The organism is Alcanivorax sp. IL3 (genome assembly GCF_047495465.1).
GTDB classification, from domain to species: Bacteria; Pseudomonadota; Gammaproteobacteria; order Pseudomonadales; family Alcanivoracaceae; genus Alcanivorax; species Alcanivorax jadensis.
Genome location: NZ_CP179931.1, coordinates 64,855 through 84,338, shown reverse-complemented (window position 1 = coordinate 84,338; position 19,484 = coordinate 64,855). Strand labels below are relative to the sequence as shown.

The 19,484-nt window shown below is 58.1% G+C and carries 21 protein-coding genes; 17 read left to right on the top strand and 4 right to left on the bottom strand.

The annotated features are described in order from the left end of the window. Position 1 precedes the first annotated feature (1 nt). Positions 2-1,036, bottom strand: a complete 1,035-nt coding sequence (locus ACMG4M_RS00460; RefSeq protein WP_272962781.1) for a type IV pilus twitching motility protein PilT — start codon at positions 1,034-1,036, stop codon at positions 2-4. A gap of 136 nt (positions 1,037-1,172) precedes the next feature. Between ACMG4M_RS00460 and ACMG4M_RS00455 the strand changes: the two genes are divergently transcribed. From ACMG4M_RS00455 to ACMG4M_RS00430, 6 genes are all read left to right on the top strand, one after another. Further along, positions 1,173-1,856 (top strand): YggS family pyridoxal phosphate-dependent enzyme, encoded by a 684-nt coding sequence (locus tag ACMG4M_RS00455; RefSeq protein ID WP_414430503.1) that lies wholly within the window; start codon positions 1,173-1,175, stop codon positions 1,854-1,856. A 73-nt stretch (positions 1,857-1,929) separates the two neighbouring features. Then, positions 1,930-2,739, top strand: a complete 810-nt coding sequence (proC, locus tag ACMG4M_RS00450) for a pyrroline-5-carboxylate reductase (protein ID WP_414430502.1) — start codon at positions 1,930-1,932, stop codon at positions 2,737-2,739. 296 nt (positions 2,740-3,035) lie between these two features. Then, complete coding sequence (locus ACMG4M_RS00445; protein WP_272962778.1) at positions 3,036-3,584, top strand: YggT family protein; 549 nt, start codon at positions 3,036-3,038, stop codon at positions 3,582-3,584. Between the two features lie 421 nt (positions 3,585-4,005). Next, positions 4,006-5,472 (top strand): diguanylate cyclase domain-containing protein, encoded by a 1,467-nt coding sequence (locus ACMG4M_RS00440; protein ID WP_414430501.1) that lies wholly within the window; start codon positions 4,006-4,008, stop codon positions 5,470-5,472. 254 nt (positions 5,473-5,726) lie between these two features. Beyond that, positions 5,727-6,164, top strand: a complete 438-nt coding sequence (locus tag ACMG4M_RS00435; protein ID WP_297767905.1) for a PaaI family thioesterase — start codon at positions 5,727-5,729, stop codon at positions 6,162-6,164. A 92-nt stretch (positions 6,165-6,256) separates the two neighbouring features. Continuing rightward, positions 6,257-6,583: an XRE family transcriptional regulator gene (locus tag ACMG4M_RS00430; protein WP_414430500.1), complete on the top strand. Its 327-nt coding sequence runs from the start codon at positions 6,257-6,259 to the stop codon at positions 6,581-6,583. An 81-nt stretch (positions 6,584-6,664) separates the two neighbouring features. On the opposite strand, the gene ACMG4M_RS00425 is transcribed toward ACMG4M_RS00430, so the two are convergent. Beyond that, a complete protein-coding gene (locus ACMG4M_RS00425) occupies positions 6,665-7,588 on the bottom strand; it encodes a hydroxymethylglutaryl-CoA lyase (RefSeq protein WP_035249761.1) in 924 nt (307 codons plus the stop codon). 162 nt (positions 7,589-7,750) lie between these two features. Between ACMG4M_RS00425 and ACMG4M_RS00420 the strand changes: the two genes are divergently transcribed. The 11 genes from ACMG4M_RS00420 to ACMG4M_RS00370 all read left to right on the top strand — a co-directional run bounded on the left by ACMG4M_RS00420 (position 7,751) and on the right by ACMG4M_RS00370 (position 16,524). Beyond that, on the top strand, positions 7,751-8,377 hold the full coding sequence (locus tag ACMG4M_RS00420; RefSeq protein ID WP_035249763.1) for a VOC family protein: 627 nt from the start codon (positions 7,751-7,753) through the stop codon (positions 8,375-8,377). Continuing rightward, positions 8,374-9,537, top strand: a complete 1,164-nt coding sequence (locus ACMG4M_RS00415) for an alpha/beta hydrolase (protein ID WP_414430499.1) — start codon at positions 8,374-8,376, stop codon at positions 9,535-9,537. The genes ACMG4M_RS00420 and ACMG4M_RS00415 overlap by 4 nt, the downstream gene beginning before the upstream one ends. 208 nt (positions 9,538-9,745) lie before the next feature. Then, positions 9,746-10,600: an esterase/lipase family protein gene (locus ACMG4M_RS00410; RefSeq protein ID WP_414430498.1), complete on the top strand. Its 855-nt coding sequence runs from the start codon at positions 9,746-9,748 to the stop codon at positions 10,598-10,600. An 87-nt stretch (positions 10,601-10,687) separates the two neighbouring features. Then, complete coding sequence (locus ACMG4M_RS00405) at positions 10,688-11,140, top strand: OsmC family protein (RefSeq protein ID WP_414430497.1); 453 nt, start codon at positions 10,688-10,690, stop codon at positions 11,138-11,140. A gap of 198 nt (positions 11,141-11,338) precedes the next feature. Next, entirely contained in the window at positions 11,339-12,478 is a 1,140-nt protein-coding gene (locus ACMG4M_RS00400; RefSeq protein WP_414430496.1) for an acyl-CoA dehydrogenase family protein, read from the top strand. Positions 12,479-12,885: 407 nt separating this feature from the next. Further along, positions 12,886-13,317: a hypothetical protein gene (locus tag ACMG4M_RS00395; protein WP_414430495.1), complete on the top strand. Its 432-nt coding sequence runs from the start codon at positions 12,886-12,888 to the stop codon at positions 13,315-13,317. A 74-nt stretch (positions 13,318-13,391) separates the two neighbouring features. After that, a protein-coding gene (locus ACMG4M_RS00390; RefSeq protein WP_414430494.1) for an IS3 family transposase occupies positions 13,392-14,572 on the top strand; the annotation gives its coding sequence in 2 pieces (ribosomal slippage) (positions 13,392-13,677 and positions 13,677-14,572; 1,182 coding nt in all). A gap of 75 nt (positions 14,573-14,647) precedes the next feature. Beyond that, entirely contained in the window at positions 14,648-15,112 is a 465-nt protein-coding gene (locus ACMG4M_RS00385) for a hypothetical protein (protein WP_414430493.1), read from the top strand. Positions 15,113-15,275: 163 nt separating this feature from the next. Continuing rightward, positions 15,276-15,557 (top strand): hypothetical protein, encoded by a 282-nt coding sequence (locus ACMG4M_RS00380; RefSeq protein ID WP_414430492.1) that lies wholly within the window; start codon positions 15,276-15,278, stop codon positions 15,555-15,557. 146 nt (positions 15,558-15,703) lie between these two features. Next, the gene (locus ACMG4M_RS00375) at positions 15,704-16,039 is read left to right on the top strand and encodes a hypothetical protein (protein ID WP_414430491.1); all 336 of its coding nucleotides are present in this window, start codon (positions 15,704-15,706) and stop codon (positions 16,037-16,039) included. A gap of 35 nt (positions 16,040-16,074) precedes the next feature. Next, entirely contained in the window at positions 16,075-16,524 is a 450-nt protein-coding gene (locus ACMG4M_RS00370; protein WP_414430490.1) for a hypothetical protein, read from the top strand. A 260-nt stretch (positions 16,525-16,784) separates the two neighbouring features. Here the strand turns inward: ACMG4M_RS00370 and ACMG4M_RS00365 are convergent, their stop codons facing one another. Together ACMG4M_RS00365 and ACMG4M_RS00360 are read right to left on the bottom strand one after the other, a co-directional pair. After that, entirely contained in the window at positions 16,785-17,339 is a 555-nt protein-coding gene (locus tag ACMG4M_RS00365) for a class GN sortase (protein WP_414430489.1), read from the bottom strand. Further along, the gene (locus tag ACMG4M_RS00360; RefSeq protein WP_052043054.1) at positions 17,326-19,278 is read right to left on the bottom strand and encodes a marine proteobacterial sortase target protein; all 1,953 of its coding nucleotides are present in this window, start codon (positions 19,276-19,278) and stop codon (positions 17,326-17,328) included. Before ACMG4M_RS00360 ends, ACMG4M_RS00365 begins: the two co-directional genes overlap by 14 nt. Between the last annotated feature and the right edge of the window lie 206 nt (positions 19,279-19,484).

Below are 19,484 nucleotides of genomic sequence, written 5' to 3'. Positions count from 1 at the left end.
GTTAGATTGAGTCCGGGCTCTTGGCTTTTTCGCGGGCCACATCGCGGGCCACGAGGCCTTTATTGACCAGACCCTGCAGGCACTGATCCAGGGTCTGCATGCCCAGCGCACCGCCGGTCTGGATGGCCGAGTACATCTGCGCCACCTTGTCTTCGCGGATCAGGTTACGGATCGCCGGTGTGCCCATCATGATTTCGTGGGCGGCCACCCGGCCGCCGCCGTTTTTCTTCAGCAGGGTCTGGGATACCACCGCCTGCAGGGATTCCGACAGCATGGAGCGGATCATGGATTTTTCTTCGGCGGGGAATACATCCACCACCCGGTCAATGGTCTTGGCAGCGGAGGTGGTGTGCAGGGTGCCGAATACCAGGTGACCGGTTTCCGCGGCGGTCAGCGCCAGGCGGATGGTTTCCAGATCCCGCAGCTCGCCCACCAGAATGATATCCGGGTCTTCCCGCAGTGCGGATCGCAGGGCTTCGGAAAAGCCGAGGGTATCGCGGTGGACTTCCCGCTGGTTGACCAGGCATTTTTTCGATTCGTGCACGAATTCGATGGGATCCTCAATGGTGAGGATGTGCTCGTAGCGTGAATCGTTGATGTAGTCGACCATGGCCGCAAGGGTGGTGGACTTACCGGAACCGGTGGGCCCGGTAACCAGCACAATGCCCCGGGGCATGTCGGAGATTTTCTGGAATACCTTGCCCATGCCCAGGTCTTCCATGGTAAGCACTTTCGAGGGAATGGTCCGGAATACGGCGCCGGCACCCCGGTTGTGGTTGAAAGCGTTGACCCGGAAGCGGGCCACGCCGGGCACCTCGAAGGAAAAGTCGGTTTCGAAGAATTCCTCGAAATCCTTGCGCTGCTTGTCGTTCATGATGTCGTAGATCAGCGCGTGGACTTCCTTGTGCTCCATGGCCGGCAGATTGATGCGGCGCACGTCGCCGTCCACACGAATCATCGGTGGCAGACCGGCGGACAGGTGAAGGTCGGAAGCGCCGTTTTTGGCGCTGAAAGCGAGCAGCTCGGTAATATCCATGGGTTTCTACTTGCGTTGTCTGGTATTGAAAGGGAGCCCGAAGCCCCCTTTTGTTATTATGGCGAGCGCCGGAAATTGGCTTTCTCAGAAATTCGTCGCATGCCTAAAGTAACCCGACCTCTTGAGCCGTTCAATAATGACAGACTCCAAAAGCCCACTGATAGAAATCAATGCGCAAATTAGTGCAATTTGTGAGCAATCCGGCCGTGATTCCGACAGTTTGCAGCTTCTGGCGGTCAGTAAGACCCGCACAGCGGACGAGTTGGCCCGCCTGGCTGACCAGGGGCAGCGGCATTTCGGCGAGAACTACCTGCAGGAAGCCCTGGACAAGATAGCGGCACTGCAAGGCCGCGACCTGGTGTGGCACTTCATCGGGCCCATCCAGTCCAACAAGACCCGCGATATCGCTGCTCACTTTGACTGGGTGCACTCGGTGGACCGGCTGAAAGTGGCTCGCCGCCTCAGTGAGCAGCGCCCGGCAGAGCTGCCTCCGCTGAATGTCTGTATTCAGGTGAATGTGGACGACGAAGACAGCAAGAGCGGTATTGCGCTGGAGGCGGTGCCTGCCCTGGCCGCCGAGATCGCCACTCTGCCCAACCTGCGTCTGCGTGGCCTGATGGCCATTCCCCGGGCGGACAGCGGGGACAACAGCCGGGGTGCTTTCCGACAGCTCGCCATGACACTGTCACAATTGCGCAATACAATGCCGTCCCTCGATACGCTCTCCATGGGCATGAGCGCGGATTACGGCGTGGCCATCGAAGAAGGCGCCACCATGGTTCGTGTGGGCACCGCCCTGTTTGGTCCGCGCACCGCCTGACGACAACAGAGCCGCGTCGTCAGCGCCTCGGGGCATCGTACGCGTTACAACACAAGACAAGGATTGCGCAGTTATGGCACAGCAAAGCATCGGATTTATCGGCGCCGGCAACATGGCCACCAGCCTGGCCGGCGGCATGGTGGCGAAAGGAATTCGCCCCGCCCGCATCTGGATGAGCGACCCCTCCCGGGATCGTCTGGAAGAGGTGTCCCAGCTGCACCGTGTGCACGTGAGCACCGAGAACCGTGACGTGGCCGGCCGGGTGGATGTGCTGGTGTTAGCGGTGAAACCACAAATGATGCAGGCCGTGTGTGAAGATCTGCGTGACCTGATTGCCGATCGCCAGCCGCTGGTGATCTCCATCGCCGCCGGTGTCACCATGGCCAACCTGCGAAGCTGGCTGGGCGAGACCCCGATTGTGCGTTGCATGCCCAACACGCCGTCGCTGGTTCAGGCCGGTGCCACCGGTCTGTATGCCGCCGAGGGCGTGAGCGATGAGCAGAAAGCCATGGCCAAGGAGATCCTCGGCTCCGTGGGGCTGACCTTCTGGTTTGCCGAGGAAAAGGAACTGGATGCGGTCACCGCCGTCTCCGGCTCCGGCCCGGCCTACTTCTTCCTGTTGATGGAATCCCTGATCGAAGCCGCCAAGTCGCAAGGGCTGGACCCGGCCACTGCCCGCCAGATGGTGCTGCAGACGGCCTGGGGCGCGGCGCAACTGGCCATCGCCAGCGAAGCGGGCCCGGATGTGCTGCGCCAGCAGGTCACCAGCCCCGGCGGCACCACCGCTGCCGCGCTGAACGTGTTCGAGGAAGCGGGCTTCCGCGAACAGGTCCAGGCCGCCGTTGCTGCGGCCCGGGAGCGGTCGGAAGAGCTGGCGGGGTAAAGCGTTTTTGTAGGAGCTCCTCTTGAGGGGCGAACCACGCGTCATCGTGGAAATCGCCCGCAGGGCGATCAGGAATATCAGCGCTTGGCGGGTTCCATTGCGAGCCCGCTAAGCTATGCGGCCTAGCTACGTTCGGTTCGCCCCTCAAGAGGAGCTCCTACAGTGCTTCGAAACAGCCCGAGGCAGCATGATCCAGGTTATCGCGCCGCCAGCGACGCTCCTACAAGCAACTGCCCCTTTGAAATTTCCGCCCCTTGCCCCAAACTCTTAGCCTGTTGCGAACCACGGAGTAATCCATGAACCCCCAGGGCGCCCTGTTTTTCCTGCTGGACTTTGTTTTCAGCGCCTACATCTTCATCGTACTGACCCGCTTTGTGCTGCAGCTGGCCCGGGCGGATTTCTATAATCCCATCTCCCAGTTCGTGCTCAAGGCCACCAACCCGCTGCTCAAGCCCCTGCGTCGGATTATTCCCGGCTACGGTGGGCTGGATATTGCCGCGCTGGTACTGGTGGTGGCGTTGATCATCCTCAAGACGGTGATCCTGCTGAGCATCCAGGTGGGAGGCTTCCCCAGCGGTATCGGTGCCGCCCTGGTGCTTCATGCCCTGCGCGAACTGGCCAGCCTGATTCTCAATTATGTGTTCTGGACAGTGCTGATCCGCGTGCTTCTCAGTTGGGTGGCCCCGGACCCCTACAGTCCGGTGGTGCGGGTGATCGTGCAGATCACCGAGCCGATCATGGCGCCGGTACGCAAGTTGCTTCCGCCTATGGGTGGCTTCGACTTGAGCCCGCTGTTTGTACTGCTGGGCATCCAGTTGTTACAGATCCTGTTTCAACTGCATTGAGCACAAGGGCCCTGGAAGGCGCCGCATGGCGCCTTTTTATGTCTGCATAACAAATGTTGTGCAAGGTTTTTACTTGCGGCTCACAAGCGTATAAAAAGAACTTGTTTAGAGCCTGTACTCAGCCGCGTTGTCGCAGAAAATGGCAAGAATCCATGGGTACACGCCTTGTGCGGTGGTCATTTTGACGGTTTTCAGTACTGTCAGACGCCATTCTCAGCACAACCCTGAAGGGCCGGGACACCATTCTTTAAGGTAAAGAGCCCGCCCGCCCGCCCGCGATAACGATTGTTTATGTAGAATGACTACACCGCACAATCGTAATCACGACCTGACGGAAAAATTGCCTCCAGCGCGACTGCGTATAGGCTCTAAACAGGTTCTAACGTTTGCGAAAATGTTGCCTGGAAAAGGATCGAGGATCATGGAAGAGGGGGCGGACCCGCGTCTGGTGGGCCTGAAGGAACTGCATCGGTTGTCATTACTGGATGGTGCGGACAGCCGCGAGCTGTATCGACAATATCTGGAAGTGGGTTGCCGCTTGCTGGGGCTGTCTGTCGGCATCATCAGTCGCGTGCAGGGCCAGGACTACGAGGTGCTGGCGGTGCAGTCGGACAATGACGTCATCCGTACCGGTGACCATTTCGCCCTGGGCGATACCTATTGTTCCGAGGTGTTGGACAAGCAGGGCTCGGTGGCGCTTTTCGATGTGGGCGCTCTGGAATCCATGCGCTCACACCCCAGCTATACCGGCTTGAAGCTGCAGGCTTATATCGCCACACCCATCCGGGTGCAAGGCGACGTGGTAGGCACGTTGAACTTCAGCGATACCCGGCCCCGTCCGGAGCCCTTCAGCATGGAGGAAATGGAATTCCTGGAGCTGATGGCCCTGTCTCTGGGCAATGGCCTGGAGCGCTCCTGGCTGGAAACCCAGCGTGTGCGGGCGGTGGAAGACATGGAAACCAGTGTGGCGCTGTTCGAAGGGGCGTTCCGCCACGCCGCCATCGGCATGGCCATCGTTGCCCCCAACGGGCGCTGGTTGCGGGTCAACGAAGCGGTAAGCCAAATTGTCGGCTACAGCGACAGCGAGCTGCGCGAGATTGATTTCCAGGCCATCACCCATCCGGATGACCTGGAAACGGATCTGGAGCACGTGGACAGCCTGTTACGTGGCGAAGCCACCACCTACCGGATGAAAAAACGTTATACCCACAAGGATGGCCGCGAAGTGTGGGTATTGCTGGCGGTGTCGCTGGTGCGCAACAGTGATGGCAGTCCGCGCTATTTCCTCTCCCAGCTCGAAGACATCACCGCCCAGGTGAACGGCGAACTTGCCTTGCGCGAGCAGCGCGATGAACTGGAACAGCTCAACCGCGAGCTGGCCGGTCTGGCCCGCCAGGATGCGCTCACCGGCCTGAGTAACCGCCCGGTGATCCTGGAGCAGCTGCGTCAGAACCTGAAGCTGGGCCTGCGAACCCGTGAGCCCCTCTCGCTGGTGCTGGTGGAAGTGGGCAATCTCGACCAGTTGAACCAGGAGCATGGCCATGCTGCCGGTGATGATGCCCTGATGGCAGTGTCTGAGGCGCTGGGCAAGCTGGGTGGAAATCATGCCTGCCTGGGTCGCTTCACCGGTAAACAGTTCCTGATGCTACTGCCGGAAGCAGGCCTCAATCAGGCGGAGAGTGTGGCAGAGGATTGTCGCCAGACGGTGTTGTCTTTGCCCGAGGTGCCGGTACCCCTGACGGTGAGTCTTGGTGTGGCTACCCTGATGCCCTGTGACGCGGATCAGGAAGACTACGGCTCTACGGACACTGCCCTGCAGGCGGTGGAGACCGCCCTTGCCGCCGCCCGTGAGGCGGGCAGGAACTGTTTCCGGACGGTGACGTTGTAGGGCGAAGATCAGCTACTAGCTGCGAGTTGCGAAGAGCAAACCGGTTTTGCCTTTCGCTTCTCGTAACTCGCGAAACCACCTGCGTGAAGTCTCAGCCCTTGATGGCGGGGCCATCCCTTTCCGATCCCCCTTTCTGTTTTTTTGCCTGATCTGTTCCTGCCGTTCGCCGGGATACGCCCTGTATCATATTGTAAGTTCCAAAAAGGAACCTACAATGACGGGCATCCCCTACCTAAGGCAAACAGGACATTCCCATGAACATTGCGACTCTGACCGGCCTGGAAATCATGCAGGCCTTCGCCGCCGGCAAACTGCCGCGCCCACCCATCTCCGAGACCATGCCCATGGAACCGGATCGGGTGGAAGAGGGCCGGGTGGTTTTCCTCGCTACCGCGGATGAACGCCACACCAATCCCCTGGGGGGCGTGCACGGCGGCTTTGCTGCCACGGTGCTGGACTCGGTCACTGGCTGTGCCACCCACACCGTGCTGGCCGCTGGCGAGAGTTACGGCACCACCGATCTGAACATCAAGATGTGTCGGCCGCTGCCGTTCAACAAGACCCTGCGCGCGGAAGGGCGGGTGATCAACGTGGGCCGCAGCCTGGTGATCAGCGAAGGGCGCATCGAAGACGAAGACGGCAGACTCTATGCCCACGCTACCGCCACCTGCATGGTGATCCGCCAGCGCTGAGTGCCCGCCCCCGGGTTGTCTCTGCGCCTCGGCGGTGTAGCCTGAAGGCAGGGTCCGGCGACCCTGCCGGGCTTGTACCGGAAGGAGGTGCTATGGAGACACAGTGGTTTGATCAGGGCTGGGGCCGTCTGGAGGACGATGGTCGGCTGGCCAGGGAAATGGAGCTGCGCAGCCGCCTGCTGATGAACCTGCAACAGGGCATCACTGACAAGGGCTGGAACCAGGATCATGCTTGCCGCTGGCTGGATTTGTCTGCCGCCCGGGTGGACGCGCTGATGGCAGGCAAGATCGGCGCCTTCCGTCTGCGTGATCTGGTTAGCTTGATGGAGCAGGCTGACATCCATTGGCGCATATCAACGCAGGATCGTGCCCTGCTGGAAGACCTTATTGCGGAGCAGCAAGCCGGCTCCGGCGCCTGATTTTTCTGGTTGCAGGAGCCTGCAGGCAGGGTTGGAAATAAGGTCCAGGGTGGCTGGCAGGTCCCGGCACGCCTGGGTCTGTCACCACAGGCAGGGCGTCTTGCCCTGTTTTTCCTGGGAGGCCATCCAGTCGAGAATGCGTCCGCCCAGCGGGCGCTGGGTGGCTTCGGCGGCCAGTGCCACCGCCTCACGCAGGCCTTCAATATTGATGCCGGTATCCAGACCACAGCTTTCCAGCAGGTAGACCAGGTCTTCCGTGGCCATATTGCCGGTGGCACCCGGCGCGAAGGGGCAGCCACCCAGGCCGCCCACCGAGGCATCGAATTTTCTTACCCCCAGATCCGCGGCTTCCCAGGCCATGGCGGCGGCCAGCCCACGGGTGTCGTGCAGGTGCACATAGAACCGTTCTGCGCCGAAGTCGCGAATCAGCGGCGTCATGATGGCTTTCATCTGCTGCGGGTTGCCGGCGCCGATGGTGTCGGCAATGGCCACCTCGTTACTGCCGGCGGCGAACATGCGCTCGGCCAGCTGCTGAGGCAGGCTCACCGGCACCGGGCCGTCGTAGGGGCAGGCGAAGGCGCCGGAGATATAGGTGCGGGTGGCAATACCGTCTTCCCTAGCCGCCGCAATAATGGTCTCGCAGCTCTGTGCCGCCTGCTCCAGGCTCATGCGCAGGTTGCGTTCGTTGAAGGAATCCGTGGTGGACAGCACCAGCGCCACCGTCGGGTAGCCTGCTTCTTTGGCAAGCTGATAGCCCTTCAGGTTGGGGATCAGGGCGGTGTAATGCAGATGGTCACCCTGTGGCAGCAGAGGGGTCAGCGCGGCGGCGTCAGCCATCTGCGGAATCGCCTTGGGGCTGACAAAGCTCACCGGTTCCAGATAGCGCATACCGGCATCCACCAGCAGCCGGGCCAGCCGGGCCTTGGTGTCCGTGTCCACGGTGACCGGTTGATTCTGCAGGCCGTCGCGGAGGCCTACTTCGTTGATGATTGCCTGGTCTGCCATTTGCGTTGCCGTGCTGCCAATAAAGGGGCGGACAGTTTGCCACCGTCGTCGGCCCGGCGCGAGTGGCCAGAACTGACAGGTTCTTGGTGGTTTCGGTTTTCAGTTCCCGGCAAGCCTGTGGCAACAATGGCACCCGAATACAACAACAATCGGGAGCCAATCATGAGCAGCCTGCCGGATTGCGCCATGCTCAAGCATGTGCACCACAGCGCCTACCGTTGCCGCGATGCGGAGCAGACCCGCTGGTTTTACGAGGATGTGCTGCGCCTGCCGCTGACCCTGGCCATGGTCTTCGATGAAGAGCCGGGCACCGGTCGCAAGATCGACTACATGCACCTGTTCTTCAAGATGGGTGACGACAACTTCATCGCCTTCTTCGACGCCCCGGATGGCGCCGATGAAAAATTGTTCCGCCCGCGCAGCGCCTTCGACCTGCACCTGGCCTTCGAAGTGGATACCCGGGAAGAACTGAAGGACTGGCGTCGCCGCATCAACCAGGCCGGTCGCCCCTGCTTTGGGCCCATCGACCACGAGTTCATCCATTCCATCTATTTCTTCGACCCCAACGGCATCCCGCTGGAAATCACCATCAAGGACGCCAGCTACGAGGCCGTGGTGGCCGAAGACGCCGCCAACGCTCACAGCGTGCTCCAGGGATGGACCGAAAAGACCCGCGCCCTGAAAGAACAGACCTTTGGCGCCGCCGCCCTGGACCTGCGCGGCATCGACATGAGCAAGACAGACTTTTCAAAACTGAAGGGCTCCAGCAAGAAGGACGCGCCGCAATGAGCAAGCATTATGACCGTACCCCCTATCTGGTGACCTTCACCGAGCCATCCAGTTTCAAGGATACCTATGCTGGCCCAATGGGTCTGGTGGCCCTGGAGGCCCATCTGCTCTCACCCAGCGCAGGCCCGGGCAAGACCGTGGTGATCTTCATGCACCCGGTGGGCGGCGGCGCCTACCTGCCCATGGTATCGGCACTGGCAAAGGCCGGGCTGTCGGTGATCTATTGCAACAGCCGCTACCGGGGAGCGGACAGTGCCCTGCTGATGGAAAAGGTGGTGGCGGATTTGGGCGCCTGCGTGCGCGATGCCAAAGAGCGCCTCGGCTTTGAGAAAGTGGTGCTGGCGGGCTGGTCCGGCGGCGGCTCCCTGAGTCTGCTCTACCAGGCGGAAGCGGAAGACCCGCAGATCACCCAGACCCCGGCCGGCGACCCCTATGATCTGACCGCACAGAAACTGATCCCCGCCGATGGCATCATGCTGCTGGCTGCCCATGTGTCCCGGGCCATCACCATGACCGAATGGCTGGACCCGTCCGTGCTGGATGAGAACAACCCGGACCAGCGGGACCGGCAACTGGATATCTACCATCCCAACTGCCCCAACCAGCCGCCTTATAGCGATGACTTCGTGGCCCGTTTTCGCCAGGCGCAGATCGACCGCAACCGGCGCATCACCGACTGGGTGAAAGGCAAGTTGGCGGACTTTCGCGCCAAGGGTCTGCCCAACGAGGAATATGGTTTTATTGTCCACCGCACCATGTGCGATGTGCGCTGGCTGGACCCGCAGCAGGACCCCAATCAGCGTCCTCCCGGCACCTGTTATCTGGGTGACCCGCAAACCGTTAACAACGGCCCGGTAGCCTTGGCCCGTTTCAACACCCTGCGCGGCTGGCTGAGCCAGTGGAGCTATGATGATTCCCGCGCCAACGGCCCGGCCTGCGCCGGACGAATCCGGATACCTGCTTTGGTGATTGGCAACACCGCAGACAATGCCTGCACCCCCAGCCATACCCGCCGGCTCTTCGACGGGTTCCAATCAGGACAAGCCACCCTGCGTGAGGTGGCCGGGGCTAACCACTATTACTTTGGTCAGAACGACAAACTGGCTGAAGCGGTGGCGCACTGTACAACCTGGCTGCAAGAGCAGGGGCTGCTTGCCTAGCCGAAGAAAGCCGCCGTTGGAGCTTTGCTCGCAAAGCGAAGGTTTGAGATTACCCTTGGACTTCGCTTTGCGAGCAAAGCTCCAACAGGTAAGGGGGCGACCAATTGTGAATTCTCTTCACACCTTGTCCGACAGTCATACCAGCGGCGCTTCATGGTCCCCGGCACTGGCCTAGCGTCGGTAAAAACAACAACGGAGTAATTACGGGATGGGTCTGATCATTTTTCTTCTGGCACTGGCGATACTCACGACAGTGTCTATCACCCTGTTGTTCTACATGTGCTGGTTCTACGACCGTCGCAGCTTTCCCGAGCAGGCGCAGCTGCCCGGTGAGCAACCGCTGCGTCTGGTGCCTATCGTGGTGGGCATCATCAAGGAAGCCGCCAGCCTTACCGTGCTGGTGTTCAGCTACCCGCTGCGGCTGATTCACGATGCCTCACCGGTGCGCAGCCGCCACCACGGGGAAACCCCGGTGATTCTGGTGCACGGCTACGGCGGTAACAGCGCCAACTTCCTGTTCATGCAGTGGCGACTGAAATGGCGTGGCTGGGGCAATGTGTATTCGGTGAGCTACACCCCACCGCATATTAACGCCCGCAAACTGGCCCAGCAGGTCAACGACCATGTGGAGCGCATCCTTGCCTCCACCGGTGCGCAAAAAGCCCATATCGTCTGCCACTCCATGGGTGGGCCGCTTACCCGCTACGCCCTGAAAAACCTGGGCCTGGCCGGCAAGGTCGACCGGGTCATCACCCTCGGCAGCCCCCACTATGGCTCGCGTATTGCCGGCCTGTTCCCGGCCCAGGGCTCTGCGGCGCAGATGCGCTACCAGAGTCCCTTTGTGCAGGAGCTGACAGAAGGCGGTAGCTGCCCGGGCGGCGCCCGTTTCTTCTCCATCTACTCCAACCTGGACAACTTCGTGCTGCCGGTATCCACCGCGGTTCTGGATGGTGCTGAAGCCAACATCAACGTTCCTTACCTGGGTCACTGCGCCTTGCTGTACAGCAATCGCGTGCTGGATCAGGTGGAGCGCTGCCTGTTATCGCCGAAGCCGGAGGTTTGATCCACGACAATCTTGCATTGGCGACCCGGCAGTATCATGGTTGAAACAGGAGAACAGAAAACCGTGATGCAACAGAGGGAGCGAATCATGAGTGAATACGGTGCAACGGTCGCCTGGCATCTGAAGCCGGGCGCGTCGTTCGATTACGAACACTTCAACCGGGGACACGAGTGGACTTTCGCCGGTGGCGAAGTGGTGCAGGCCTCGGCCTCACCGGAATACTTCGGCAGCGGCAACCGGGTTAACCCGGATGAGGCAGTAATCGCCGCCACGGCAAGTTGTCACATGCTTACCTTCCTGTCGATTGCCGCCAAACAGGGCCACAAGGTGCTCAGCTATATCGACCAGCCAACCGGCACGGTGGAGAAGGGCAGCGACGGGCGCCTGGCCATCACCCGCATCGTCCTGCGCCCGCGGGTGGTGTTTGATGATGGCCAGGAACCGGATGCCGCGGCGATGGACAAGCTCCACGCCAGTGCCCACCGCAACTGTTTCGTGGCCAATTCCCTCAAGGCCGATATCAGCATCGAGCCTATCTGACGTAGCCCATCGCTCCTGCGGCGGCAAAGTCCGTTGCAGGGGCGGGAAGCGACGTTAGCACCTGGGAAAACGGTATACAGCGGACCGGACAGTCACTCGCGGATGATGTTGCCTTCACACCGTGCCGCTAGAATGTTGGCCATAGATTTGCCGGCCCCGACCTCGGGGCGGTGCCGTTGACCAACAGGACTGTCTGAAATGCTTGATCAAAACGAAATCGAACTGTTCCGCGACAACGTTAAAAAATTCCTCGAAAACGAAGTGGCTCCACACTACGACCAGTGGGAAAAAGCCGAAATGTTCCCCCGTGGGCTGTGGAACAAGATGGGCGAGAATGGCCTGCTGTGCGTGGACGTACCGGAAGAGTACGGCGGCTTCGGCGCCAACTTCCGCTTGTCAGCGGTCATCGTGGAAGAAGCCTCCCGCGCTGGCTACGGTGCCCTGGCCTCCAACATCTCTGTGCACTCCGACATCGTTGCCCCCTACATCCTGCACCTGGGCAGTGAAGAGCAGAAGCAGACCTGGCTGCCGAAAATGGTCAGCGGTGAAGCCGTTGGCGCCATCGGCATGACCGAGCCTGGCGCCGGTTCCGATCTGCAGGGCATGAAGACCCGTGCCGACAAGGATGGCGACGGCTACAAGATCAGCGGCCAGAAAACCTTCATCACCAATGGCCAGCACTGCGACGTCATCGTGCTCGCCACCAAGACCGACCCCAACGCCGGCTCCAAGGGCATGACCCTGTTCACCGTGGACTGTGCGCTGCCGGGCTTCGCCCGTGGTCGCAACCTGGAAAAAATGGGCCACCACGCCGCTGACACTTCCGAGCTGTTCTTCGAGGATGTGAAAGTGGGCGCCGACCAGATTCTTGGCGGTGAAGGCAAAGGCTTTGCCAACCTGATGAACGAACTGCCTCGCGAACGCCTGATCCTGGCCCTGGGCGCCATCGCTGCTTGTGAAGGCATGATCGAGCGCACCATCGAATACACCAAAGAGCGCCAGGCCTTCGGCAAGCCGATCTCCAGCCTGCAGAACACCCGCTTCGTGCTGGCAGACCTGCACGCCCAGGTTGTGGTTAACCGCGCCTACGGCGAACAGTGCATCGAGCAATACGATCGCAACGAACTCACCGCCACCAACGCCTCCATCGCCAAGCTCACCACCACCGAGCTGCAAGGCGTGGTGGCCGACAAATGCCTGCAGCTGTTCGGTGGCTACGGTTACATGCAGGAATACCCCATCTCCCGCGACTACGTGGATGCCCGCATCCAGCGCATCTACGGCGGCACCAGCGAAATCATGAAGGAAATCATCTCCCGGGATATCATCGGGCGATAAATCCTCAGGATTTCAGCACCAAAAAACGCGGCCCAGGCCGCGTTTTTTTATGCCTTCTCGTTTCTATAGGAGTACCTCTTGAGGTGCGAACCTAATGTAGCCAAACCCTGACTACACCTGTGCTCAACAGATGGGCCTTCCTGGCTTGTAAGATATGGCTTACAGAAAATGCTAACTGGCTGATATAAAGTGGATTTTCAGAGGAGGAGTACTTTACCAAAAAGCACTCTCGTACTGGAATTATGTCGAACGTTCGCGATTTGTCATTTGGGATAGATTCTCAACCTGTTGGTAAGTCACTAATCAATATCAAATTATTTGTGGCCAATATGTTAAGTCATAAATAATTATGTCGAATTGAATTAAGTCGAATCGTTCGTATTAATGCGCTGTTATAAGTCCAAAATATGAAAGCAATAGCTAGGAATTGGATCATTCAGGAAAAGATTGGATTAATATCCAATCGTGACCTCGTTCAGTTGGCTGATAACTACATCAGAGATAATGATGAGTTTCCTGACTGGATGATTGATATCTCTACCAACGGCTCTTTGAACAGAATCGAAGGGCTGGATTTAGTTTTAACTCCCATAAATGATTCGGATTGTTCGTTGATTGCACAGAAAATGCTGGATCTCTTTGGGGCAGGAGAGAGGGATATCTTTCAAATCGCTACAGCCTGCCAAAGCATGTACCTGGCTTTAGATTGGGGAGGTGCAGCATTTGACCATTTTGTTTGGATAAGTGATGAGCTGGACTTAATAGAACTGGGGGTGAAACCGAGAGATGGCTATGAGGAGAATCTTAAAGATGCGCTCAGCCGGGTCATTCACTTATAACAAGGCCGAGCACGCGACAATGATCCTCACCCGCTTTAACGGACACCAATCTCTAACAGAAGATGAGGTGTCCCATGCCCCGATACAACAACCCAAGAAAGACCTGGCAGTATTCAGATGAATTCAAGGCCAAGGCAGTTCAGTTAAGCCTTCTGGATGGCATCCAGGTTCAGACTGTTGCTGAAACACTCGACATTCATCCTTTCATGCTGTCACGTTGGCGAAAAGAATACCGAGAAGGGAAGATCGTGACTGATAAGCGCAAGAAAGTTGTTGATGTCAGCAAAGAGAAGAAAGAGCTGGCTGAGTTAAAGCGGCTCAAGGCTGATAATGCCAGGCTGAAGCAGGAGAACTCTCTACTAAAAAAGTGGCAACGGTTTCTTGCGGAGGAACATCAGCTAGATATCGATTCGTCCAGAGATTCGGAAAAGAGCTAGGAGTGCAGGCACTTTGTGAGTGGCTGGGCGTGTCACGTAGTGGCTATTACGACTGGTGTAAGCGTCAGCCATGTGAGCGTGATATAGAAGATGCGGAGTTGGCGAAACGAATTAAAGCAATTTATGACGCCAACGATGGCCGTTACGGCAGCCCTCGTATTTTCAAGGCGCTTCAAAAGCAGGGTTTTGCCATTGGTCAAAAGCGAGTGGCGAGATTGATGCGTGAGAACGGCCTGGTCGCTAGAGTGGTAAAGGTCACCCGTCGTCAGCCCGGCTTGAAGCGCTTTATCGCTGCTGGGGAAAATTTGAGACCGGATGGTGGTGTGCCGAAGGCCATGAATAAGGTCTGGGTGGCAGATGTCACATACCTTAAGGTTAAGGACCGGTGGCATTACCTGTCAGCAGTGATGGATCTTTATTCTCGCCGGATTGTGGGGTGGAGCCTTAATGTATCCCGGACAGCGGCAACGACAAGGAAGACACTGGTAAGTGCGTTGCGCAAGCGTGAACCGGAAGCAGGACTGATGATCCACACAGATCGGGGGATTGAATACCGTGGCGCTGATTATCAGTCGGCCCTAAAACGGCATGGTATTTCTCACAGCCTTAACCGGCCTGGTCAATGCACGGATAATGCTCATATGGAGTCGTTCTTTCATACATTGAAAGGTGAGCTATTGAGAGGTCGATCATTCCAAAGTGCTTCAGAGCTACGCTATGCTCTGAGTGGATACATAAACCAATATTACAACAGGAAGCGCCTGCACTCGGGAATTGGCCATTGTTCGCCAATGGAGTATGAAGGAATGGCAGAGTAAATAATCATATGTCCGTTTTATCGGGTGAAGATCACAAGCACGTGTCGGCAGCGTTATGCATAAATAGAGAGAATTATGGATTCAACGATTATCGCATCAATTATAGGAGCTGTTGCAGTGATTATTGCGGCTACCTTGCCGCATTATTTAAAGCAAAGAAATCACGTTAAAATTGCCCCTAAAAAAGCGGTAGCCTCACCTCAAATACATAAAGGCTCACCAAAAGAGCTTAAAACTTGGGCTGGTCAATCACAGTTTTCCTATTCAGGCTCAGTAAAGGAAGGCACAAGAATTATAATCGGTAATTCCAAGCAAACATCAGAAGTCACAGCTGAGAAATACCAAGAATTGATTAGCCATTTTTCTGGTCAAACTCTAAAAGTAGGCTCAGTACAATCGTCTAGCTATGAAGAGGGCACTCTTGATGAGTGGTTAAAGAAGAATGTTACTAAGAGAATGATAGCAACATATGTGGCCTCAATACTAAAACACGAGTCATACGCCACTAACACTAAAGGTAAAATTGAGTTCAATGCGTAACAAGGCCAAGCAGCATTAGTCGCTTCGCTCATTGGGACAGCCTTGCCGTTGCGCCTTTTGTGCATGGCTTTGCCATTGTTGCACACAACAACAAGTCTGCCGCTGTTGGCGGCGTTAGTGTACAGGAAGAGTGGCGACGACAGTGATAGAGCTAACAGAGAGAGTGCAAGAAGCCATCCAGCTCATGTTTCCAGAAGAGATTGCTCTTCTGGTTAGGGAGCAATTGATTTACGAGTGTGCGGAAAATATTCCTTTCTGCGAAGGCTGCTCGCCAGACCAAATGGACCGGATAAGGTTGTCTGCGCTGAAATTAAGCGATGGTGATTACACCCACCTTAAAGAAGCTGTGGCACTGGCCCAAAAGGACTGGAGAGATCTTTTTATGGCAGCTGGTTTTGGGTGCGACCCTGAAGCGCACTTAGGCTGGAAGCCAGATGCAAACTAGCAAGTCTCTGAAATTATCAGATTGTCTTGCAGATGACAGATCACTCTGGTGAGAAAGGCATTAAATGTAAGAGATAGTCATGTATTTGCGCTTTGAAGTAGATGAGAAGGATGATGTCTCCGGGAGAGAGAGGGATATTTATCGCTATGGATGCTCTTCTCGAAAGCAATGCGCTTTATGGCTATGAACGTGATCTTGAGAAAGAGCTCTATAGCTGGTTTAAGAAGAATCTAAAAGTGCCTGACGTACAATCCAGTAAATCTGGTTGTCACGTTAAGCCAAGATCTATCAGTTGGTTTAAATCATCTGCCACGCAGCATACAGGGAATATGCGCCAGTATTCCCAAATACTTGAATCGCATGGTGTTAGAGTAAAACAGGTCGCTACTGATAGACTAGGGAATATCGTATACCAAGATGAGCATCAAATAGCGGCCATTCCATTCAATGATACATTCAAAAAAAACTGGTACCAATTTTGAGCCGCGACAGAAAATATCTTAACTAAGGCTACGACGTGAAAAAGAGAGAATTGCGCGACATGATGAAGCCTGCGTTACTTCCCCTTCTTCTGGCTGTGCTCGTCGGCTGCACAAATGTGACAGGCGATACTCCAAGAACCATTTTCCCACAGACCGGAGAATCTTTGAGCACAGAGCGCCTGTTCTCTGTTGCGAACACATTTTTCTCTGACGCGGGCTATGCCTGCAGCACTGATTCAGAAGCTGGCCAGTTTCGTTGTTCCAGAGCGATTCGGGATCTTTATATTCATCAGACAGCCGCCGAGGTGAACATTTACCCCGGTGACGAGGGTGGCAAGGCCCACAGGATCATCGCGAACCGCTGGGATGAGGGGTTGATTCCCAGTGAGCTAATTTCCAATACTTATGCCAACGATGACGTTGAGACGTTCTGTGCGTATCTAGCCAGCGAGAAGCTTGGGTTTTGCAGTGACTATCAGGGCTGAGAGCCTGCTGGTCCGATCCGCAAGTGTCTGGAAGATACTGACTTGATGAACGGTAGTGTGCCGTTGGGGCTTTGCTGGTAAAGCGAATCTCTGCGGAATGGATAAGCGCCTTCGCTTTGCCAGCAAAGCTCCAACGGGGGTGGTGCTGTCCTATCTAGTGTTGTTTCCTGGATTCAATCATCCCCATCCCCTCAAGCGCTACAATCGCTTCGCTTTCACCGTCGCGAGCTTCATTCGCCATCGAACGATGGCTCCCACGGTTACGCCCTGGCGGTGATGACGTAGCGCAAGGGGCCGCCGGCAGTGATGGCGTCGAAGGGATAGCAGGTGATCAGCACTAGCTGCTGGTTGTCACGGGGGATATGCAGGGGGTGCTGCTGGCTGTTGATGACCTGCTGCGAGCTGACCTGAAAGTGCTGCTGTGAGCCGTCGGTAAATTGCACGGTGAGGATGTCGTCCGTGTGCAGGGTTTCCAGAAAGGCAAAGTGAGTATCCCGGTGGCCGGCCAGTGTGAGGGCCTGGTCGCTGTCGATTCCCCCTGTCAGTCGGCCGGGGCCGAAGGCCAGGGCTTCGCCGCTGGTGCTTTCCAGTACAAAGAGGGTTTTGCCAGCGGGGGTGATGAGCCGCGCCACTGGCCAGGTGTCTGCCCAGGGCCAGGGGCGCTGGGGGGCGCCCTGGTCCAGGGTGGTGTGCCAGGCGTGGGCGATCAGGTGCTGGGCCAGCCAGGCCTTGCCGTCCAGCCAGCTGGCCCAGCCTACCAGCCCCAGCAGGGCGGCGAGACTCAATACCAGCGAGCCTCGTTCAAGCCGTCCCATGGTTTAGCCTCCGCTGACGCAGCCAGAGCAGCAGGGTGACGATCAGCAGCACGCCGGCCAGCCGCCATAACAGGGGTGCCGGTGTTGCGGTGCTGGGCCAGGCGGTGCCATGAGGTGCCTGGTTGCGGACGGTGTCTTGCAGCAGGGGTTCATAGGCCGGGCGGGAGACGGTCTCTTCCACGGCGATAAAGCTGGTGTAGCGGCTGACCAGTTGATGGCGCAGGGCCACCTGGGTGATCTGCGGGGCGATATCGGTTTCCGGGGCACCCAGAGTGATGCGGTCCATCAGGTCGGCGATCTTGCGCCGGGCCCACAGGCTGGCGGTGCCCGGGTGGTTACTGCTGACGGGCAGGGTGACCGCCTGCTGCCAGTGCTGGTGGCTGTAGCCGCTGACGGTAACCCGGTCGGTGGGGGCGGACAGTTTCATGGTCACCAGCAGGGGCTCACCGGCGTACAGATCTGGCAGCTTTTGCGGCCAGCGTTCGGCGACCACGTTGTCCGGGAGCTGCACCTGCAGGTTGCGCATCAGCGGTGATTCCAGGCGGCGGAAGAGCGTATCCATGCCCTGTTGGACCTGGTTCTGGTCGTTGATGTAGGTAAAGCTGCCGCGCCCGAACTGGGCGGCACGGGTCATGAAGTGGCTGTTGGGGGCGGAGCCGATGCCCACGGTGAACAGGCGCGCTTCACCGAGCTGTTCGTGCAGGGCGCGGAAAATACCGTTCTCGTTGCCCACGGCGCCGTCGGTGATAAAGATCACCTGGCGCAGGTAGCCGTCGCTGGTTGGCTGGGCCAGGGTGGCGCTGAGGGCGGGCAGCATGTGGGTGCCGCCACCGGCATGCAGGCTGTCCACGAAGCGTTGAGCCTGTTGGCGGCTGGCGTCGGTGACTGTGGCAGTTTGATCAAACAGCAGGGTGTGCTGGCTGTCGAAGTCGGTGATGTTGAAGCGGTCGCCGGGTTTCAGGCGTTGCAGGGCCAGCTGCAGGCTGGCCTTGGCCTGGCGCATGGGGGCGCCGCCCATGGAGCCGGAGCTGTCGATAATAAATAAGGTTTCCCGTGGCAGCGTTGTCACCTGCCCGGTTTCCGGCGGGACCACCATCAGCAGGGCGTAGTGCTCGCCATCGATCTCTTCGTGAAAGCTGGTGACCAGTGGTTCGCCCTTGTCTTCCAGTTCCCAGCTGAGCAGCAGATCCCGGTCCATGGGCACGGAGCCGCCTTTCGGGGTGATGGTGTAGTGTCTTCCGTGGCGTTGTGAGTGGATGGCGTGGCTGGGGCTACCCAGGGTTGCCAGGCGGTTGCCAGCGTCCAGATCAATGCGGATCGAAGCGGTGCCGGCCTCGGCCGGGCCGCCGGGGTTGGCCACGGTATTGCGCAGCAGCGAATCCAGGGGATGGGGCGTTTCCGTGGCTGGGGTGAAGCGCGGGGTCAGGGTGAGCGGCAGGCGCAATTGAAAGCGGCGTCCGTCCACGTTCAGGGTCTGCTGGTAATGCAGTTCCACCTGCACGGTTTCGCCGGGAGCGATATTGGCCACGGCGGTGGTGAACAGGTTGGGGCGCTGCTGGCTGACCAGGCTGGCTTTCTTGCCGCTGGCGCGGGCCTGACGATAAGCCTCTTCCGCCTCGGCTTTCCTGTCGATGCGGCCGACGATGCGTCTTTCTCCGACGGTCAGCACCATGCCGTCCACGGCGGCGTTTTCCGGCAGAGGAAACAGATAACGGCCCTCACGAAACTGCTGGCTGGGATTGTGAAATCGTTGCGTCAGGGTGACCCGCGCCAGCGGGCCGCTGACGGTGATGTGAGCATCGGTATCGAGCAGGGTGGCGGCGGTAATGTCTCCCTGGTCATCGGCCAGCAGCAGCGCGCCGGTGGCGGCCTCGTCCTGCCAGTCCGCCTGGGCGGTGAGGGTCAGTAGCAATAGCGAGAAGAAAAGCGTCAGTTTCATGGTGGCCTCCTTGTGATGGAGGTCAGCATGGCAATGGAGCAAGGAGGCTTTGTGGGGATTGTGTGGGGAAGCAATTAATAGTTAATGATGAATAATTAATAACGCGCGAAGCAGGCGCCTCTGTTTTTCTAATGCATGAGGCCGCGTCTACGAGGTAGGCGCGGCCTCATGCGTTTGCTCTTGGTGCTCGCCTCAGCTCGCGAACT

Excerpts from the sequence above, each read along its gene's own strand:
- ACMG4M_RS00460 (WP_272962781.1), bottom strand. The coding sequence starts at position 1,036 with ATGGATATTACCGAGCTGCTCGCTTTCAGCGCCAAAAACGGCGCTTCC.
- ACMG4M_RS00455 (WP_414430503.1), top strand. The coding sequence starts at position 1,173 with ATGACAGACTCCAAAAGCCCACTGATAGAAATCAATGCGCAAATTAGT.
- proC (WP_414430502.1), top strand. The coding sequence starts at position 1,930 with ATGGCACAGCAAAGCATCGGATTTATCGGCGCCGGCAACATGGCCACC.
- ACMG4M_RS00445 (WP_272962778.1), top strand. The coding sequence starts at position 3,036 with ATGAACCCCCAGGGCGCCCTGTTTTTCCTGCTGGACTTTGTTTTCAGC.
- ACMG4M_RS00440 (WP_414430501.1), top strand. The coding sequence starts at position 4,006 with ATGGAAGAGGGGGCGGACCCGCGTCTGGTGGGCCTGAAGGAACTGCAT.
- ACMG4M_RS00435 (WP_297767905.1), top strand. The coding sequence starts at position 5,727 with ATGAACATTGCGACTCTGACCGGCCTGGAAATCATGCAGGCCTTCGCC.
- ACMG4M_RS00430 (WP_414430500.1), top strand. The coding sequence starts at position 6,257 with ATGGAGACACAGTGGTTTGATCAGGGCTGGGGCCGTCTGGAGGACGAT.
- ACMG4M_RS00425 (WP_035249761.1), bottom strand. The coding sequence starts at position 7,588 with ATGGCAGACCAGGCAATCATCAACGAAGTAGGCCTCCGCGACGGCCTG.
- ACMG4M_RS00420 (WP_035249763.1), top strand. The coding sequence starts at position 7,751 with ATGAGCAGCCTGCCGGATTGCGCCATGCTCAAGCATGTGCACCACAGC.
- ACMG4M_RS00415 (WP_414430499.1), top strand. The coding sequence starts at position 8,374 with ATGAGCAAGCATTATGACCGTACCCCCTATCTGGTGACCTTCACCGAG.
- ACMG4M_RS00410 (WP_414430498.1), top strand. The coding sequence starts at position 9,746 with ATGGGTCTGATCATTTTTCTTCTGGCACTGGCGATACTCACGACAGTG.
- ACMG4M_RS00405 (WP_414430497.1), top strand. The coding sequence starts at position 10,688 with ATGAGTGAATACGGTGCAACGGTCGCCTGGCATCTGAAGCCGGGCGCG.
- ACMG4M_RS00400 (WP_414430496.1), top strand. The coding sequence starts at position 11,339 with ATGCTTGATCAAAACGAAATCGAACTGTTCCGCGACAACGTTAAAAAA.
- ACMG4M_RS00395 (WP_414430495.1), top strand. The coding sequence starts at position 12,886 with ATGAAAGCAATAGCTAGGAATTGGATCATTCAGGAAAAGATTGGATTA.
- ACMG4M_RS00385 (WP_414430493.1), top strand. The coding sequence starts at position 14,648 with ATGGATTCAACGATTATCGCATCAATTATAGGAGCTGTTGCAGTGATT.
- ACMG4M_RS00375 (WP_414430491.1), top strand. The coding sequence starts at position 15,704 with ATGGATGCTCTTCTCGAAAGCAATGCGCTTTATGGCTATGAACGTGAT.
- ACMG4M_RS00365 (WP_414430489.1), bottom strand. The coding sequence starts at position 17,339 with ATGGGACGGCTTGAACGAGGCTCGCTGGTATTGAGTCTCGCCGCCCTG.
- ACMG4M_RS00360 (WP_052043054.1), bottom strand. The coding sequence starts at position 19,278 with ATGAAACTGACGCTTTTCTTCTCGCTATTGCTACTGACCCTCACCGCC.